The following is an 18,530-nucleotide window of genomic DNA, read 5'->3' on the forward strand; positions in this document are numbered from 1 at the left end:
TTAGATATTTTAAACGGGACTCGTTCCATCCCCAGGCTTTTTAGCCAACGGTCCTTATATTTGTTTGACTGATGGGTTTGCAAATTAAGTAACAAGTACGCACAGCGTCCCCACCACAGTGTTTTCAGACTGGCTCTTGCACTCATCACTCGGTGGGGCATATCTGTGCCATGGCTAAACTCTATTTCAATTACTCAACAATGAATGCTGGCAAGTCGACGGTGTTGCTGCAGGCGTCGCACAATTATCATGAAATGGGCATGCAAACCTTTCTGATGACAGCGAAATTTGACACCCGAGCTGGTGAGGGCCGGATCGAATCGCGGATCGGAATAGGCGAAGCAGCCCAGACATACACAAAGCATGACGACCTCTTCGAAAAGATTGAAACACGAATGTCGGCAGGTCCTTGTTCATGTGTCTTTATTGATGAGGCACAGTTTCTGACAAAAGAGCAGGTCTGGCAGTTGGCCCGAGCGGTAGACGACCTGCGCGTCCCGATTATGTGCTATGGTCTTCGCGTTGATTTTCGCGGCGAACTGTTTCCCGGTTCGGCCGCTCTGCTGGCACTGGCCGACGAAATGCGGGAGGTGCGCACCATTTGTCACTGCGGCAAAAAGGCAACAATGGTTGTCCGGCGTGACGCTGACGGAAATTCAGTAACGGATGGCGACCAAGTGCAAATCGGCGGCAATGAAACTTACCAATCCCTTTGCCGTCGTCATTGGCGCGAAGCCGTCGGTGACTGTATCGGTGCGCACTGACGCAATCTTTTGTTGCAGCTCAAGCTGGCTGCAATAGGCTGTTGGAAACATATCCAGGACCACGCTTATGATACCCAAATTTGCAATTGACCGCGACAATGCGATCCCGCTGACGGTCGTTCAGTCATCAGACTTGGACAGTTGGAGCCAAACTCGGCCACCGGCGGTCGCCAACTGGATAGCGGCCACAGGGTTTAAAGCCACCATCGGTGATGTTTGCCTCATACCTAATCAACATGGGCAACTCGCTGCGGCGATTGCGGGATACGGGACGCAGGCAGCGCGTGAAAGATCACGCTTTTCACTTGCTTCGGCGGCCTCCAAACTGCCAGAGGGGGTTTACCGCATCGCGGAAGGAATATCTGACGATGCGATTGAAACCGAAGCGTTGGGATGGCTATTCGCGCAATATGCATTTGACAAATATCGCGATCAATCCAGCATCCGTGCCAGATTGGTTGCCCCTGATGACATTCAGGCAGAACGATTGGAAGTTATTGCCGCAGGTGAATGCCTGACTCGTGATCTTATCAACACGCCCGCCTCTGATATGGGCCCCGGGGAACTGGAATCCGCCTTTGTCGATCTTGCGGTCGCACATGGTGCCGATACCTCGATCATACGTGGGGACGGTCTGTTGGATTTGAACTTCCCGCTTATTCACGCGGTCGGTCGCGCCTCGACCCGCGTGCCGCGCTTACTTGATATGCGTTGGGGGGATGCGGGGCCAACGATTACTTTGGTTGGCAAGGGCGTGTGTTTTGACACGGGTGGGCTGAACCTGAAACCCGGCAGTTCCATGGGGTTGATGAAGAAAGACATGGGCGGCGCGGCAACGGTTCTAGGCCTTGCACATATGATCATGGGCCTCAACCTTCCCGTTCAGTTGCGGGTGCTGATCCCAGCGGTGGAAAACAGTGTCGCGGGCAATGCTTTTCGTCCACAAGATATTTTAACTGGCCGCAACGGGCTAACGGTCGAGGTCAACAACACGGATGCCGAAGGTCGACTGGTATTGGCAGACGCCCTAACCTTGGCGTCCGAAGAAAAACCAGATTTGCTCATTTCAATGGCCACCCTGACCGGCGCAGCACGTGTTGCAGTCGGCCCTGATCTTGCCCCGTATTTCACCGATGACTTGGCCGTATCTGGCGCATTGCAAGCCGCTGCAAGCCGTGTGGCTGACCCTGTTTGGCGCATGCCTTTTCACACCCCGTATGAAAAGATGATCGAACCCGGGATCGCCGATCTGGACAATGCGCCCAAAGGTGGGTTTGCAGGTGCGATCACAGCCGCCCTGTTTTTGCGTCGATTTACTGATGATTGCCCCAGCTACACACATTTCGACATCTACGGCTGGCAACCCAATGCAGCCCCCGCCAGACCCAAAGGCGGTGTTGGGCAAGGCGCGCGTGCCATCTTGGATGCATTGCCCGGTATATTAGACCTATGACCCTTCCGCCTAGATATGACCGCCGCCTGACCGCCGCAAACGGGCGTATCGCTGATGTCGCGCTAAAAGGACACGTGACGGCAGAGACTTACGTCTCGCCAGACTCGGTCACTGTCTCGATTCCGGTAGCGGATTTATTAGACGCACCAAACGGAAAACGCGACAGGCAGCTTTTGTTGGGGTGGGCATTGGATGTTTTCGAACGACATGAGGGCCACGCATTTGTCAGATCCAGACGCGACGGCTATGTCGGTTATATCGCCGAAGAGGCAATAGCCGCACCTATTCTACCGACCCATCAGATTGTTGCCCGCTGCACTCACGCCTATTCGCTTCCCGACCTGAAAAGTCAGGAAGTGCTGTCGATATCTCATGGCTCCCTCGTGGAAGTGACTGCAATCGAGGGCTCCTTCGCCAAGACATCACATGGCTTTATTCCCATTCAACACATCGCAGTGATTGAAGAGAATGCCGCCGATCCGGTTGAAGTTGCTGAAACCTTTCTGGGCGCGCCCTACCTGTGGGGTGGTAATTCGGCCTTTGGTATCGATTGTTCCGGATTGGTACAGGCAAGCTTTCTGGCCTGCGCCATTCCCTGCCCCGGCGACAGTGATTTGCAAGAGACCGCGCTGGGAGAGGCTTTACAACCCGGCACTAATGCCAAACGAGGCGATCTGTTTTTCTGGAAAGGTCACGTTGCAATGGCGGTGGATCAGCACACACTGATCCACGCAAATGCCCACCACATGGCTGTCGCTTACGAACCCATTGATCAGGCCATTCAGCGGATAGAGAAACAGGTTGGCGGCCTTGTGACCTCTCACCGCAGGATCAACGCTTAGGTGCCCCACCCAAGAATTCCGAAATATGCTGCACCAGTTTCTCTGGGTAGGCATACGGAATTTCATGTCCGCAGTTCTTGATCACAACATGCGTTGCTGCGGGATTGATGTTTTGCAACCAGTCGCGTCCGCTCAAAGGTATGAGATCGTCATCCTCCCCCCAAACGATCTGCACCGGCGTTCCATTTTCCGAAATCTTCTGGTGCTGCGTCGCCAAATCCCCCTTCAGCAAATGACGAACACTCGATAAATCCGCCATTGCAAACCCTTTGCTATAGGTTTCCTGGGCCATTCGCTGGTGAATATCAGGGACAACCGGCACAACCCGTTCTGCCTCTTCGGCGACATAGCCGCGCAGAGACTTACCCGCCAAAATGATCTGCAGCCAGTTTCCCAACAGCCCTGCACGAGCAAAGAGCCTTGACGTTCCGCCAGGGTCGTAACCCAACCCGGCAGGGGCGATGAAAACCGCGCGCTCCACACGTTCTGGATTATTGGCTGCGATATGAGCAGCAATTGCACCACCCATCGAATAACCAAGCAAAACCACCGGTGTGCGGATATTCTGATCGTCCAGAAGATCCAGAAATTGACGTTCGAAAAACGCACCGGTTTGCGCGCCTTTGGCCCGGTCTGACACCCCGCGCCCGTATAGATCATACGTCAAAACTCTGTATCCGCGCGACGTGAGTTCACTTACAACACCGTCCCATACATAAGATGGGGTGGTGCGGCCATGCACACAAACAATGACCGGCCCCTCTTCTGGGCCAGACCATTGATAGTAAGTCAGCCCCTGGGATAGATGCGCCAATTGTCCTGAGCGGGTGTGCCGAAGCTGTTCCACCGATGTTCGCCGCCACTCCAAAAGAACCGGCCACATCAACAAACCAATAAAGATGGCCCCGATCACGATTATCCAAGTCATGTCGAAATTCTGCCTCGTCCTGCAATCCATTGTGTTTGTGGTCGACACATGGTTTTTAATCCCGATTGTGAACAACCGTAGTTCATTGAAGCGACGGCGTCAGGGACCGCAACAACTTCAGTCAAGTTCATGATATGCATGTCTGTGTCCCTGCCTCGGCAATCGTCAACAAACCCTCATCAACCAATCGTTTCGCCCACCCGTCCGATCCATCAAACAAATGTGTTTGCCACTGTCGGCTTTGTGCCATTTCAATGTTGTCCATCCGATCATCTGTGAAAAGCAGTTCGTCGGGCGCAAGGCCACAATCTACCTCGACCATTTGATAGATCATCGGATCGGGCTTTATCACCTTCATGTGGCCGGAAATATAGCGCCGATCAAATTCGTTCAGAAACGGGTATTGAGTCGCCGCATAGTCAAAGCTTTCGATCCCGAAATTTGTCAGCGCGAATACCGGGATCCCTTTGTCACGTAATCTGCGCAGTAAAACAACGGAATGATCGATTGCTGGTTCTGCCAACTTGATCCAATTGTCATGCCACATCCTGATTTCATTTCGCCATTCCGGATATTGGTCCGCCGTGGCGTAGATCACGTCGCGAAAGTTTTCTCCCCGATCCACGCGATCATTCATGCCGTGCAAGTCAACGTCTGCAAACATCGCCTCTCGGCGTGCGCGACCAATAGTAGCGTCATAATATCGCTCTGGCTGCCACTCGATCAGGACGTTCCCAATATCAAAAATGACTGCTTTTATCCCGGGCATACGCAATCCTCGCCTGTTGTTCGCTGCACCCTAGCGCCGTGTTTTTGGATGTGCCAGTGCCGGGTTTGAACTGTCGCGACTCTCTCTCCACACAACCAGCAAACCACCACCAATGATCAATACTGTCCCGATCCAAGCGATCAAATCAGGCCATTCCCCAAATACGACCAAACCGAAAAATATTGCTATTGGCATGGCCACGTATTCGATTGGGGCAATCAAACTGGCCTCTGACAGTCGATATGCCTGTGAAATACAATATCCGCCCGCGGCACTGGTTACGCCGATTAAAATCAAGATCGGATAGTCCATATAAGCAGGCCAGACCCAACCTCGAAGGACGAATTCAAAGACGTCTCCTCCCCGGCCGGAATAGGCGCCATCCCCCAATCCCATACCAATTGCCCCGCTGACAAAGATGAATGTCAGTTGGATATAAAACGCCATCGTAGAGGCGCTTTCGGTCATGCCGATTTTGCGGGTCAAAATGTGCAACAACGCGTATCCAAATGCCGCTGCGATCGGAAACAGCAGGGCAACCTGGATGCCATCAATGCTCGGCCTCAACATGATCAACACACCCAGCATCCCGATAAAGACTGCGCCCCATCGAAACAGACCTACTTTCTCACCCAAAAACAGAACCGAAAGTGACGTGATGATCAGTGGACTGATATAAAATACGGCAACCGCATCAGCCAAGGGCAGGACCGACAAGCCGGTGAAAAACGTCATGTTTGCAAAGACTACGCACAGCCCACGCAGCAAATGAACGGGCAGCCGGCGGGTGCGCAGAATCTGAAACCCTCCCTCCAGCGGCACAATGACCGCCAGCAGAACAGAAATCCCGATCACGGATCGGATCAAAGTGATCTGATGCAGGGCGTAATCGCCGCTAAGAAACTTGATCGCAACGTCGTTGACGGAAAAGCATAGCACAGCGATCAGGGCCGAAATGGCCCCCAGACCCGCTTGGCGTTGAAAAGTTTTCATGGCCATGCTCACTTCAGATCATTGTGGCGAGATGCCGTCTGTTCCCCAGACGACAGCAAAGGTGACGTTTTAGGCGAATTTCGATTAGGTCAAATCGCGCGCAGCACCGCGAATTTCGCGCTCCAAAGCATCCAGAAACCTTGATCTGTCCGCTTTGGAAAAGGGTCGCCCGCCACCCTGTCGAAACGGATCTGCGGCGCGCAAGTCTGCCATCAGATCACGGGTTGCCAGTTGATTGCCGATATTGGCTTTTGTCAGTGCATCACCATTGTGACGCAAAACGCGCGCCCCGGCGGCCACACATTTCGCGGCCAATGGTATGTCACTGGTCACAACCACATCTCCCGCTGTCGCACGATCGGCGATCCACATGTCAGCAATATCGGGTCCGTCTGGTACAACGACCGTTTCCACCAGTGGGTTTTGCGATGGCCGGATACCGCCGTTTGAGACGATGTAAAGCTTCAACCGATGGCGTGTGGCAACACGTTCTGCCTCAGATTTTACCGGGCAGGCGTCTGCATCCACATATATGGCACTCACGCTTTCGCTTTCTTCGCGGTCTGCTTGGGAACTTTGTATTCTTCTGGGATCGGCATCCGATTAAACGCATCAAGCCCCGCGATTTTGTAGGCCTCCGCCAAAGTCGGATAGTTGAAGGTATTTTCAACGAAGTAGTCCACCGTCCCTTTCAGGTTTAGCACCGCCTGCGCAATATGGATCAATTCGGTGGCCCCTTCACCCACGATCTGCACACCCAGCAGGCGCCGTGTTTTCAGGCTGACAAGCATCTTCAACATGCCATGCTCAAGCCCCATAATGTGGCCTCGTGATGTTTCGCGGAAACGGGCGACGCCAATTTCATAAGGAATGTCCAGTTCCTGGGCTTCCTCTTCGGACATGCCGCAGGTCGACATTTCCGGCACCGAATAGATGCCATAGGGAAACCAGGGGCTTTCGGGCAATGTCGGCGTCTCAAGCGCGTGACAGGCCGCAATGCGCCCTTGCTGCAAGGACGTCGATGCCAAGCTCGGGTGGCCGATAACATCGCCGGCGGCATAAATATGGGGCACCTCGGTTTGGTAGGTTTTGCGATCAACGCTCAGACGCCCGCGATGATCCGTCTTTAACCCGACAGCATCGAGGTTCAGTTTTGATGTCGCCCCCATCCGCCCGGCAGCGAATAACAGCATTTCTGCGCGCACGTGTCGCCCGTTGGCAAGGCTCACTTCAACATGTTCGGCCGCATCTTCCACGTTTTCAATTTCAGACCCCAATCTCAGATCGACGCCGTTTTCTCTGATCTGATGGGTGAACTCGCTGATAAGCGTTCTGTCGATGAAATCCAAAAATGTTGGCCGCGGTTCGATCAGGGTCACCCTGACATCAAGCGCAGAAAACATGGTGGCATACTCAACCCCGATCACCCCGGCACCCACAACCACCAACGAACGTGGGATACGTGCCATTTCCAGGAACTCATCGCCATCAACAATCGATTTGCCATTGAATGGAACGGATGCCGGGCGATAGGTTTTGGTTCCCGTCGAGATCAGGAATTTGTCGGCACTCATTCGCACGGTCTCACCGGCCTCGGTTTCCACCTCAACCTCATTCTTATCCACGAAATGCGCGGCGCCCATCAATGTTTCCACATGATTTCGGTTGAACTGATGCTCCAGCACGTCAACCTCGTAGTCCAAGGTTTTGTGCAGTCGCATCTTTAAATCATCCGCGTGTATCTCGTCCTTCACCCGATAAGAGCGGCCATAAAAGCTCCGCTCGCGCCAACCAGAAAGGTTCAGCACAGTTTCGCGAAGCGTTTTTGACGGGATTGTACCGGTGTGAACCGACACGCCGCCCAAGCGGTCTTTACGGTCAATCACCAACACCCGCCGCTTCAGCTTTCCGGCTTGAATGGCAGCGGAACGTCCGGCCGGACCACTGCCAATGACGATCAAATCATAATGGTTCATGTCTCACTCCGCATATAGTGCGTCCGCATGGAAGGCGATGTGATCCTCCATGAAACTCGATACAAAGAAATAGCTGTGGTCATAGCCTTTGTGCATTCGGCAGATGGCATCTTGCCCGCGAGCAGCGATGGCTTCGGCCAATGCTGCTGGTTTCAACAGATCAAAAAACTGGTCATCTGCCCCTTGGTCAATCAGAACCGGGCCATCAAATCCCTTGTCCCGCATCAATAGTGACGCGTCATGTTTTGCCCAATTATCTTCATCCGTACCAAGATATGCAGACAGCTGCTTACGGCCCCAGTCCGATTGCGTCGGATTTGAAATGGGCGAAAAGGCTGAAACCGATCGATACCGTCCGGGCAAGTTCATCGCCAGCGTCAACGCCCCGTGTCCGCCCATTGAATGGCCGGCAATTCCCTGGTTTTCCGGATCCAGCGCAAAATGTTCAAAGACCAGAGCGGGCAATTCCTCCGCCACGTAATCCCACATGTTGTAGTTCGGGGCCCAGGGGGATTGAGTGGCGTTTACATAAAACCCGGCCCCCATACCCAGATCATAGGCCTCATCATCGGCAATACCGTCGCCCCGTGGGGAGGTGTCTGGAAACAACAGCGCGATCCCTTCATCCGCGGCCCAGGCCTGCGCCCCTGCTTTGGTCATGGCGTTTTCATGGGTGCAGGTCAGCCCGGACAGATACCAGAGCACCGGGACAGGTCCGTCCTTGGCGTCCTCTGGCACGAACAGGCCAAACGTCATATCGCAGCCGCAGGCCTCAGATTTGTGGGAATAGACCCCTTGAACACCGCCAAAGCATCGGTTTTCTGATTTCGTTTCCATCTCGGCCTCCGTTCGCAATTCTTGTTCTCAGTCCTATCAGCAAGATGCCGCTCTGCCACCCCTAATGCGACGTTTCGTGGCGCGGCTGCAAAGCAATCGGCAAATATCGCAACAGGAACAACAGATACCCAAGCACCCAGAACAGACCAGCAATGTGCAATAAAGCGTCTGATCCGGGATATATTGGCGCGGCAATTCTGATGATTGCGGCAAGATGCAGGGCGGCAATCATGATCTGGTCCATCCGGTTTGCAACCAGTGGCAGGTTGTTATGGCCCAACAACGCGCGCATCATCACGATCAAGGTCATAGAGGCGATCGCCCCCGCCCCCACCGCATGAAACACCTGCGCCTGTGTCACCACATCCGTCAGCGCCGACAGGCCCAGACATATCAGGGCAATCGGCACCCACGCATAGGCCAGATGCAGCGCCACAAGCAACGCCTCACCGCGCACCAGATGCCCGCGCCAACCGATCAGGCGCAATACATGTGCGACCGCTGCGACAACGGCGAGCAGCCCAACCACGGGCGTCGCCTCAAACAAGATCCAAAATATCACACAAAGGATTGTGGTGACGAGCGCAAGCTTGTCGATCAAACCAAAGGCGGCAACCTCCTCCGACCTGCCTTGCGCCTTTAACCAGTTACGGGAAAAGGCAGGTGTGACACGCCCACCAATCACCACAATCATGATCAGCGCCAAACCAAATCCCATCCGCATGCCAAGCATCGGGTCGCTTAACAAATACAGCCCGTCAGCCACTGCGAACAACCAGACGAGCCCCGCCACAGGCAGATTGCGACGATTGCCTCCTAGCCAGATTTCACGTGTGGCCACCGACGCCAAACAGACCGGAAACAGCAGTGCTCCAATCGCGACTATCATTGTGTCTGTCAGGGAGAACAGGGCAATTCGTCCCATCAGCCATAGGCCAAACAATATCAACAGCGGCAGCCCAACCAGCGGTGAACGCTTGGTCCAATTTGGGATTGCGGTCAGCAGAAACCCGGCCAGCGCAGCGCCCAAATAGCCAAACAGCATCTCATGTATGTGCCAACCCAATGGATCCTGCGGCAGAGCTATCTGTACCCCGCCTAGGATCAGAAGCCACATAGGCACAGCCAGACCGGCAAAAAGGGCGGCAGCCGGAAAAAACAGCCGATAGGCACCTGTCAACATCATGGGAAATGAACCTCGGTCAGCGGCACAGTGTTAAGATTTCATCCAACGGTTTTTTCATCTTTGCCACTGCGGGAATTGTCGCATCCTCCTCGGGATGCCCGACTGCAATGATCATCACAGGTTTTTCGCCGTCAGGTCGGCCACACAGTTCATTCAGAAATTTCATCGGGTTGGGTGTGTGCGTAAGGCTGACCAGCCCGGCATTATGCAGCGCGGCCAACAGAAACCCCGTCGCGATACCGACGCTTTCTGGCACGTAATAGTTCTTGTACCGCTCGCCATCTTTGGACATCCCCCAACGCTGCGCAAACACCACGATCAACCACGGCGCCCTTTCCAAATGCGGTTTATCGACACCGGTTCCGATGGGTTCCAGCGCCTTCAGCCATTCCGCTCCTGCCCCGCCATCATAAAAGTTCTCTTCCTCCTGCTCGGCGGCCAAACGTATTTTCGCTTTCATTTCCGGGTCGGAAATTGCAACGAAATGCCAAGGCTGGTGGTTCGCGCCCGACGGGGCCGTGCCAGCTGTGGCGATACAATCCGAGATGACCTGCAGCTCAACCGGACGCTCGGAATAGTCCCTGACCGTGTGCCTTTTTTGCATGAGGGTCAGAAACCGGTGCGCCGCTTCGCGCATTTCATCGTCACTCATCCCTGCACGATCCGGCAGGGGGATTGGTTCATACCGAATGTTTTCTTTGCTAAACATGCTACTCCCGTTGGCCCGCCGCGTGATGCTCGACATCAAGTCCGCGACGACGATATCTATCGATATTTCACTACACCACACGCGCTTAGCATGGATGCGTGCACTTTGAAATGATTGTCGACGCCAACTACAGCGCGTCATCCGCCGCCAATCAGCACCCCGGCCGCAAAAACCAGTGCTCCACCCAATACGACCTGAAATGTCGCCCGCATGAATGGTGTTTGCATAAACCGGTTTTGAATCCAGACGATTGCCCAAAGTTCAATAAACACAACAATGATCGCGATCGTGGTCGCCGTCCAAAAATCCGTGATCAGGTAAGGCAGTGCATGCCCCAGGCCGCCCAACGTGGTCATTACTCCCGATGCAAAGCCACGCTTTACCGGTGAACCACGGCCCGACAGTTCCCCATCGTCAGAAGCGGCCTCAGTAAAGCCCATGGATATCCCAGCCCCCACAGACGCCGCCAGACCAACCAAAAAGGTTGTCCAAGTGTCGCCCGTCGCAAATGCAACGGCAAAAATTGGCGCCAGCGTCGACACCGACCCATCCATCAGGCCAGCAAGCCCCGGCTGCACCCAAGTCAGAACAAACTGGCGATGTGCCGCGCGATCTTCGTCTGAACGGCTTTCGTCATCCAAATGGGTTTCTTCCAACACATTCGCGGAATGTTCATGATGTGCCTCAGCGGCGGCCAAATCAGTCAACAGTTGCCGGGTATCCGCATCCTGCGTCACCTGCGCGGCCTTCGTGTAAAAGGTATGCGCGTCATGTTCCATGCGCGCCGCCTCATCCCGCATCCGTTCCAATCCCAGATTTTCCACCAACCATATCGGGCGACGGGCATAAAAGCCCGAAACATGCTCACGGCGGATAAGCGGAATAACGGTCCCAAATCTACGCTTGTGAAGCTCAATGAGCTGCCGATGGTGTTCGTCTTCCTCAACAGCCATGCCATCAAACACAGCTGCAGAGGCCGGAAAGTCCGCGCGTAGCTTTTCGGCATAAGTCCGGTAGATACGCGCGTCATCCTCCTCAGATGATATCGCAAGGGCAATGATTTCCTGCTCACTCAACTCTGAAAAGCGGCGGCGATTGCTAATTCCTGGGATCATAACATGTCTCTTATTAGAATGATTCTAACTTAATCGAATACCGCTTCGACACAAGTCGATATTCACAATCAGCCTTGCCCCCTAAAGTGACGAATTTCCTTTGCGAAAACTGAACTCAACAGTTTATATTCACCAGTGGGGAAAGGAGCGCAAATGGCAGAGGACAATATCCTGATCTACAAGGGCCGAAAGTTTGATCAGGTGGTGGCAGGCGCACGAGATATTTTTCTGCGTGACGGTTTTGAAGGTGCAAGCGTCGACGATATTGCCCGCAATGCGCAGGTGTCCAAGGCAACGCTGTACAAGTATTTCCCAGATAAACGCCTGCTGTTTTTAGAAGTGTGCGCTGTCCAGTGCCGCGCATTGGCCGATTCTGCCTTGGATCTGGAACAATCTGACCGTCCGATTCAAGTTATCTTGCGGCAGAGTGTGGATTTGTTGATCCGGTTTCTGGTTTCCCCCTTTGCACAAAACATCCACCAACTCGCAATCGGAGAGGCTGAAAGGTTTCCCCAATTTGCCCGAGAGTTTTATCGAACAGGCCCCGCCTTGGGGCACGAACGGGTGAGACGCCTGCTGAGTTTGGGGGTTGAACGCGGCGAGCTGCGGATCGAAGACATTGACCTTGCCGCAGAACAACTCATCGGCCTGTGCCGAACCGACCTCTGGCTACGCGTCAGTTTCAAGGTGCAAGGTGCCGCCAGCGAAGCACAGATTGCCCGTGTGGCCGACGGTGCGGTTGATCTGTTTATGGCGCGCTACGGGGTATAAGTATCAAACAGTCTCAACAAAAACGCCGGGCAATGCCCGGCGATCTTGTCTGATATCCAGGTTAGATCAATAAACGACCACGGACCGAATGCTTTCGCCTGCATGCATCAGGTCAAAGCCTTTGTTGATATCTTCCAGGCTCAGCGTGTGGGTGATCATCGGATCGATCTCGATTTTTCCGTCCATGTACCAATCCACGATCTTTGGCACATCGGTCCGCCCGCGCGCACCGCCAAAGGCCGTGCCGCGCCAGCTGCGCCCGGTGACCAGTTGGAAGGGTCGGGTCGAAATTTCTGCCCCAGCCGGCGCCACACCGATGATGATCGATTCACCCCATCCTTTATGCGCAGATTCTAATGCAGCCCGCATCACGCCAACATTGCCCGTTGCGTCAAATGTATAATCGCCGCCACCGCCGGTCAGTTCCACCAAATGGCCAACAATATCGCCATCAACCTTGGACGGATTGACGAAATGGGTCATGCCAAACTGCTTGGCCATGGTCGCCTTGTCGTCGTTCAGATCAACACCAACAATCATGGTCGCACCTGCCATGCGCAGGCCTTGAATAACATTCAGACCAATACCGCCCAAGCCAAAGACAATGCCGACAGAACCTTGCTCTACCTTAGCAGTGTTGATCACTGCGCCGATACCTGTGGTCACGCCGCAACCGATGTAACAGATTTTGTCAAAAGGCGCGTCATTGCGCACTTTGGCAAGTGCAATTTCGGGCAAGACCGTGTGATTGGAAAATGTCGAACAGCCCATGTAATGCAGGATCGGCGTGCCATCCAACATCGAAAACCGGCTGGTTCCGTCGGGCATAAGCCCCTGACCTTGTGTTGATCGGATCGCCTGACACAGGTTGGTTTTAGGGTGTAGACAGTAATCACATTCCCGACATTCCGGGGTGTAAAGCGGGATGACATGATCCCCTGGCTTCAGGCTCTTTACACCCGGACCCACTTCCAAAACCACACCAGCACCTTCATGCCCCAAAATGGCCGGGAACAACCCCTCTGGGTCCGCACCGGACAACGTGAATTCATCGGTATGGCATATCCCGGTGGCTTTGATTTCTACCAGAACCTCACCCTCTTTCGGGCCTTCCAGGTTCACTTCCATAACTTCCAGCGGTTTGCCAGCTTCAAGCGCAACAGCAGCACGAGTACGCATCAACGTCCCCCCAAATTTGATTTTTCGTTGCACTCACCATGCGCGAAACCTACGCTTGTTTCAACCGAAAGTCGGAATGCACACTGCAGTTTCGGGGGAGAATTATTTGCGAAAGGACCCAAAGGAATGAGACGAGCCGCAATGTTGTTTCTGGTCATAGCATCCGCATGCCAGGAAACCGACGCATCATCCGCTGCTAATTCCCAACCGGAACCCGATTCATGTGGGGCAAATGACTTTCAGGTTCTCGTTGGCCAAGATCCATCAGTACTCGAAACCTACACATTCAACGACCCCCATCGCATTTTCAGTTGGGACAGTGCAGTAACGATGGATCACAGGCCTGATCGCCTGAATATCCTCATCGGAAAAAACGGCGCCATCGAAAAAGTGTATTGCGGCTAACCTAGACAGGACAACACCCCCGGCTGGTTGGCCGAGGGTGTTGCGTAATATCTGCTCCGGCGATGCGGGCTGGGTGGGGGCAATGAACACCGCAACGCCGGAGAAGCGATTGCTCGCTAAAGCTGTTTTTGAAGGAGAAACCGGGCGAATCTGCGTGCCACTGTGGGACTTTTGCAGGTCATTTCTGGGCAAAATCAGGGCGGGGATTGATTTTATACATCTTAGGGGCCACTCTTTCTATATGACATACCAGTCTGTAACGCCCTTCCCCCACCATCGCCGGGTACCGGAACAGGTCAGTTTTGATCGGCGTGAACTGGGTGAAATCATGTCTTTGTATGGCCGTATGGTCGCCGCAGGTGAATGGCGGGACTACGGAATATCCTGTCTAAGGGAAATTGCTGTGTTTGCCGTGTTTCAGCGCACCGCCGAAAGCCCACTCTATTGTATCGAAAAGCGGCCAAAGCTACGCGCCAAGCAACAGCTTTATGCCCTGCGTGGCTTGAATGGACAGATCCTGAAGCGTGGTGCAGAGTTAAAAATCGTATTACGCGATCTGGAACGAAAACTGATCCGCGCGGTCGACTAGGCCACCTTTGCTGCCGCCAGCGGCTTTTCCCGTATCGGCAAATGTACGATCGCCGAAAACGCCCCTACTGCGACACCGACCCACCAAACAAAAGTGTAGTTTCCATAAGAGTCATACATCCGGCCACCCAACCACACGCCCAAGAAGCTGCCCAGTTGGTGGCTGAAAAACACGATCCCGTAGAGCGTACCCATATAACGCAACCCATAGATATGCGCGACCAACCCCGATGTCAGTGGAACCGTCGCCAACCACAAAGATCCCATCGCGATTGAAAAGATGATGACAGAGGTGGGCGTGATCGGCATCAGAATGAATGTCGCACCGATGATGGTTCGGCCGGTATAGATCGCAGCCAGCAGATATTTCTTCGAATATCGCGCCCCCAACCATCCCGCGAAAATGGTCCCGGCAATATTTGCCAGACCGATGATCGACAATGCTACCGCCCCCAAAGCCGACGTGGTGGTAATCCCGATGGAATGCAGAACACCCCCGGGTGCAATGGGTCCGCACAGCTCTGTCACGAAGGCCGGGAAATGCGCGGTGGTGAATGACAGTTGATATCCGCAGGCAAAGAACCCCAGGAAAATCATCGTATAGGATGGATCGCGAAACGCCTTTCGCAGAATCTGTCCCATACTCTCTTCCAGCTCTGCCTTGCTGGCCGCTTCGGGCGCGCGCAACATTGGAAGCGTAAACAACACCAGCAGAATTGCTCCGGCAAAGATCAGGAACACGGTTTGCCACGGGACAAAGCCCAGTAAAAACTCCGCGAAGGGGGGGCCGATCACCTGCCCGGCAGATCCCGCTGCCGTCGCAATGCCCATCGCGATGGAGCGATTTTCATCAGAGGCCGCACGTCCAACCACCGCCAAAATCACGCCGAAACCTGTTCCTGCAATGCCAAAGCCGACGATAATCTCCAGCCACTGCATGGCTTCGGGCGTGACAGCAAAGGATGACAGGATCAGGCCGATCGAATAACAAATCGCGCCAGCGATAATCGCCCGCCGGTCTCCGAATTTTTCCGCCAGCGCCCCAAATATCGGCTGCCCTATCCCCCAGAACAGGTTTTGAATCGCAATCGCCATGGAAAACTCTGATCTGAGCCACCCAAATTCTTCGGCAATCGGAATTTGAAACACCCCAAACGATGCCCGAATGGCAAAGCCCACCATGATAATGATGCAGCCCGCAATCAGCACGGGCGTAAACAAGGGTGCGCGCGAATCCATCAATGATGTCCCTACAATTTCGGGCAACGTCTATCCGAAAGCGGCCATGGTCAATTCATTCCTTGTGGATCACATCATCAAGGAAGGTTATGAATGAAAAAAACTGGGGCAGGTATGGGCGCGACTTTACCGGATATCTATGCACAGAAAGTGTCGGCTGGGGATATCTCCGCGGACCCGGCGCAAGAACTTGTTTTGCCCATACTGGAAAATATCCGCAATCATCTGGAAACCATCAAGGCCAAAAAGCGCGGTATTCTGGGCGGGCTTTTTCATAAACCACAGGATGTCCCGCAGGGCCTGTATCTGTGGGGCGGGGTGGGCCGCGGGAAATCCATGCTGATGGATTTCTTTGTCGAGCATCTGAATATCCCTGAAAAGAGACGGGTCCACTTCCACGCGTTCATGCAAGAAATTCACGCAGGCATGCATAAGGCACGGCAACAAGGGGTCGAGGACGCCCTTGCCCCGGTGGTCAGCGCGATTGTCAGTGAAACCCGGGTACTCGCATTTGATGAAATGCAGATCACCGATATCACCGACGCGATGATTGTCGGGCGCCTGTTTGAGGCCCTTTTTGATGCAGGCGTTATCGTCATTACAACATCCAACCGCGTTCCTGATGATCTGTATAAGGACGGCCTGAACCGGCAGTTGTTCCTACCATTTATCGATATCCTGAAACAGAACCTGGTGGTTCACGAACTGGTCAGCCCGACAGATTACCGACAGGGCCGCTTGGCCGGAGGGCAGGTTTACTTCTCTCCAATCAACGCTGAAACCCGGGCAGAAGTCCGGCGCATTTGGCGCAACCTTTGTGATGGCACACCAGAACCCCTGACGCTGCATATTCAGAAAAGAGAGGTCACTCTCCCCGAATATTGCAACGGTGTCGCCCGGGCAAAGTTTTATGACCTGTGCGGGCGAATGCTTGGCCCGCAGGATTATCTGGCCATTGCTGATGCGGTCCGTGTTCTGGTGCTTCGGGAAATTCCGCAACTCGGGCGGTCAAACTTCAACGAAGCAAAGCGATTTGTGACATTGATCGATGCTCTCTACGAGGCGCGTGTTCGGTTGATCTGCACGGCAGCCGCCCAGCCAGAAATGCTGTATATCGAAGGCGAAGGAAGTTTTGAATTTGACCGCACCGCCAGCCGCCTGCGTGAGATGCAGGATGCCGATTGGGGCAAATAGGCTCGTTACAGCCCAAAACACAAGGGGCTAAACCTTGGTCGCAACATGCGGCGGCGTGATGGATTTGCGCCTGACCTTGGCTTCGCGCCAACTGATAAAACTGATCGCCGCCACGATAATCGCCCCGCCCAACATAACCCAGTTATCCACGGGTTCCTTAAACACCAATGTGCCCAGCAACGTTGCCCAAACCAATTGTAAAAACGCCACCGGTTGGGTGACTGTCACCGGTGCCGCCCTGAAGGCAAGGATCATGGTGTAGTGTCCGGCCGTGGCAAAGGCAGCAACCATGAACAGCCAAAAACACTGCACCAAATCAACGGGCACCCACACCGCATAGGCAAAGGGGGCAAGCCCGATGGTCACTGTGATGGACATCCAGCCAACGATCACCGCGGCTGAAAAGTCATCCGACAGCTTTTTCGCGATCAGGTATCCCCCGGCAAAGGCCAACGCGGTGACCAGCATGGTAAGATGCCCGGTAGACAGCTCTCGAAATCCGGGACGCAATATGATCAACGCCCCAATGAGGGCTACAATGACCGCCGCGATCCGGCGCCACGCGAACCGTTCGCCCAAAAACAAAACCGCGCCAAGAGAGACATAGACCGGCGACAGATAATTCATGGCCGTCACCTCGGCTATGGTGATCTTGGTCATCGCATAGAACCAGCAAATCACGCCCAAACTGTGAATTGCCCCACGCAACCAAAACAACCCCATCTGGCCCGCCGTAGGAACAAACGCCAGCATCGGTCGTAACATCGGCAAGACAAAGATCAGCCCCAATACGTATCGCAAAAACGCGGATTGCGCAGCGGGAATGCCCTGCCCAACATGTTTCACCACCGCTGTCACAGCGACAAAATTCAGGCCAGTAACCACCATCCAAAACACCCCCAACATGGGGCGGCTGCCATTTGAGATGCCTGAATTTGTCATGCAGCCATTGAATGCAGTTGGCCCGGCTTGGCAAGGGTCAATGGAAAATCAATTTAAGGGCGATCAACCACATAACAACCGCAATCAATGCGTCCAAAACCCGCCATGCCTGTGGTCGGGCAAAAATCGGGGTTAACAAACGTGCGCCATATCCCAGCGAAAAGAAAAACACGAATGACGCAGACACGGCTCCAAAACCGAAAAGCGCCACATTGTCGTATTGTGCCGAAACGGATCCTAGCAAAACCACAGTATCCAGATAGACATGCGGGTTCAGCCAGGTCAGGGCCAGACAAATGCCCAAGGTCGGTATCAATCCGATGGATTTGGCGCCTTCTGCCTGTATGCTCTGACCGCCCCGCAAAGCAGAGATCGCGCTACGCACACCATAGGCCGTCAAAAACAAGGCCCCACCATAACGCAGGGCCGGGGCAATTATGGGCAGTTGCTCTGCCACCCAGGCAAAGGACGTAACCCCTACCACGACGAGAATAGCGTCCGATAATGCGCAGGCCATACAAACGGCAAAGACATGCTGCCGTCGCAATCCCTGCTGCAAGACAAAGGCGTTCTGCGACCCGATCGCAAGGATCAGGCTTAATCCCAGAAACAGTCCACTTAAGAAAGTTGACATTAACGA

At 54.1% G+C, this 18,530-nt stretch carries 20 protein-coding genes; 7 read left to right on the plus strand and 13 right to left on the minus strand.

From position 1 onward, the window contains the following. Positions 1 to 170: 170 nt before the first annotated feature. The 3 genes from AC2D8P_RS12255 to AC2D8P_RS12265 all read left to right on the plus strand — a co-directional run bounded on the left by AC2D8P_RS12255 (position 171) and on the right by AC2D8P_RS12265 (position 3,059). Entirely contained in the window at positions 171 to 764 is a 594-nt protein-coding gene (locus tag AC2D8P_RS12255; RefSeq protein ID WP_484703038.1) for a thymidine kinase, read from the plus strand. A gap of 67 nt (positions 765 to 831) precedes the next feature. Beyond that, the gene (locus tag AC2D8P_RS12260; protein ID WP_484703039.1) at positions 832 to 2,217 is read left to right on the plus strand and encodes a leucyl aminopeptidase family protein; all 1,386 of its coding nucleotides are present in this window, start codon (positions 832 to 834) and stop codon (positions 2,215 to 2,217) included. Continuing rightward, complete coding sequence (locus AC2D8P_RS12265; protein ID WP_484703041.1) at positions 2,214 to 3,059, plus strand: C40 family peptidase; 846 nt, start codon at positions 2,214 to 2,216, stop codon at positions 3,057 to 3,059. Before AC2D8P_RS12260 ends, AC2D8P_RS12265 begins: the two co-directional genes overlap by 4 nt. Here the strand turns inward: AC2D8P_RS12265 and AC2D8P_RS12270 are convergent. The 9 genes from AC2D8P_RS12270 to mbfA form a co-directional block, all read right to left on the minus strand. Continuing rightward, on the minus strand, positions 3,049 to 3,987 hold the full coding sequence (locus tag AC2D8P_RS12270; RefSeq protein ID WP_484703042.1) for an alpha/beta fold hydrolase: 939 nt from the start codon (positions 3,985 to 3,987) through the stop codon (positions 3,049 to 3,051). The two genes, AC2D8P_RS12265 and AC2D8P_RS12270, sit on opposite strands and share 11 nt — an antisense overlap. A 127-nt stretch (positions 3,988 to 4,114) precedes the next feature. Next, complete coding sequence (locus AC2D8P_RS12275) at positions 4,115 to 4,756, minus strand: HAD family hydrolase (protein WP_484703043.1); 642 nt, start codon at positions 4,754 to 4,756, stop codon at positions 4,115 to 4,117. A gap of 30 nt (positions 4,757 to 4,786) precedes the next feature. Next, positions 4,787 to 5,749 (minus strand): DMT family transporter, encoded by a 963-nt coding sequence (locus AC2D8P_RS12280; protein WP_484703044.1) that lies wholly within the window; start codon positions 5,747 to 5,749, stop codon positions 4,787 to 4,789. 84 nt (positions 5,750 to 5,833) lie between these two features. Further along, positions 5,834 to 6,292 (minus strand): YaiI/YqxD family protein, encoded by a 459-nt coding sequence (locus AC2D8P_RS12285; protein ID WP_484703045.1) that lies wholly within the window; start codon positions 6,290 to 6,292, stop codon positions 5,834 to 5,836. Next, the gene (sthA, locus tag AC2D8P_RS12290; protein ID WP_484703046.1) at positions 6,289 to 7,725 is read right to left on the minus strand and encodes a Si-specific NAD(P)(+) transhydrogenase; all 1,437 of its coding nucleotides are present in this window, start codon (positions 7,723 to 7,725) and stop codon (positions 6,289 to 6,291) included. Before sthA ends, AC2D8P_RS12285 begins: the two co-directional genes overlap by 4 nt. A gap of 3 nt (positions 7,726 to 7,728) precedes the next feature. Beyond that, entirely contained in the window at positions 7,729 to 8,562 is an 834-nt protein-coding gene (gene fghA, locus AC2D8P_RS12295) for an S-formylglutathione hydrolase (protein ID WP_484703048.1), read from the minus strand. 61 nt (positions 8,563 to 8,623) lie between these two features. After that, entirely contained in the window at positions 8,624 to 9,748 is a 1,125-nt protein-coding gene (locus AC2D8P_RS12300; protein ID WP_484703049.1) for an NnrS family protein, read from the minus strand. Positions 9,749 to 9,764: 16 nt separating this feature from the next. Further along, positions 9,765 to 10,457 carry a nitroreductase family protein gene (locus AC2D8P_RS12305; protein ID WP_484703050.1) on the minus strand — a complete coding sequence of 231 codons (693 nt, stop codon included), beginning with the start codon at positions 10,455 to 10,457 and terminating at the stop codon, positions 9,765 to 9,767. A gap of 137 nt (positions 10,458 to 10,594) precedes the next feature. Next, positions 10,595 to 11,572, minus strand: coding sequence for an iron exporter MbfA (mbfA, locus tag AC2D8P_RS12310; RefSeq protein WP_484703051.1), 978 nt, complete (start codon positions 11,570 to 11,572; stop codon positions 10,595 to 10,597). 153 nt (positions 11,573 to 11,725) lie between these two features. Between mbfA and AC2D8P_RS12315 the strand changes: the two genes are divergently transcribed. Then, positions 11,726 to 12,343, plus strand: coding sequence for a TetR/AcrR family transcriptional regulator (locus AC2D8P_RS12315; RefSeq protein WP_484703052.1), 618 nt, complete (start codon positions 11,726 to 11,728; stop codon positions 12,341 to 12,343). Positions 12,344 to 12,409: 66 nt separating this feature from the next. Here AC2D8P_RS12315 and AC2D8P_RS12320 read toward each other — a convergent pair whose 3' ends face one another. Then, positions 12,410 to 13,522, minus strand: coding sequence for an S-(hydroxymethyl)glutathione dehydrogenase/class III alcohol dehydrogenase (locus AC2D8P_RS12320; RefSeq protein ID WP_484703054.1), 1,113 nt, complete (start codon positions 13,520 to 13,522; stop codon positions 12,410 to 12,412). 141 nt (positions 13,523 to 13,663) lie between these two features. Between AC2D8P_RS12320 and AC2D8P_RS12325 the strand changes: the two genes are divergently transcribed. Together AC2D8P_RS12325 and AC2D8P_RS12330 are read left to right on the plus strand one after the other, a co-directional pair. Continuing rightward, the gene (locus AC2D8P_RS12325) at positions 13,664 to 13,927 is read left to right on the plus strand and encodes an I78 family peptidase inhibitor (protein WP_484703055.1); all 264 of its coding nucleotides are present in this window, start codon (positions 13,664 to 13,666) and stop codon (positions 13,925 to 13,927) included. Between the two features lie 241 nt (positions 13,928 to 14,168). Beyond that, a complete protein-coding gene (locus AC2D8P_RS12330; RefSeq protein ID WP_484703057.1) occupies positions 14,169 to 14,516 on the plus strand; it encodes a DUF2794 domain-containing protein in 348 nt (115 codons plus the stop codon). On the opposite strand, the gene AC2D8P_RS12335 is transcribed toward AC2D8P_RS12330, so the two are convergent. Beyond that, entirely contained in the window at positions 14,513 to 15,754 is a 1,242-nt protein-coding gene (locus AC2D8P_RS12335) for an MFS transporter (protein ID WP_484703058.1), read from the minus strand. The genes AC2D8P_RS12330 and AC2D8P_RS12335 overlap by 4 nt on opposite strands. Positions 15,755 to 15,847: 93 nt before the next feature. Between AC2D8P_RS12335 and zapE the strand changes: the two genes are divergently transcribed. After that, positions 15,848 to 16,948, plus strand: coding sequence for a cell division protein ZapE (gene zapE, locus AC2D8P_RS12340; protein WP_484703060.1), 1,101 nt, complete (start codon positions 15,848 to 15,850; stop codon positions 16,946 to 16,948). Between the two features lie 27 nt (positions 16,949 to 16,975). Here the strand turns inward: zapE and AC2D8P_RS12345 are convergent, their stop codons facing one another. Beyond that, a complete protein-coding gene (locus AC2D8P_RS12345) occupies positions 16,976 to 17,890 on the minus strand; it encodes a DMT family transporter (RefSeq protein WP_484703061.1) in 915 nt (304 codons plus the stop codon). A gap of 37 nt (positions 17,891 to 17,927) precedes the next feature. Beyond that, positions 17,928 to 18,524, minus strand: coding sequence for a LysE/ArgO family amino acid transporter (locus AC2D8P_RS12350; RefSeq protein WP_484703062.1), 597 nt, complete (start codon positions 18,522 to 18,524; stop codon positions 17,928 to 17,930). Positions 18,525 to 18,530: the final 6 nt, after the last annotated feature.

Source organism: Roseovarius sp. YIN77, from assembly GCF_057219155.1.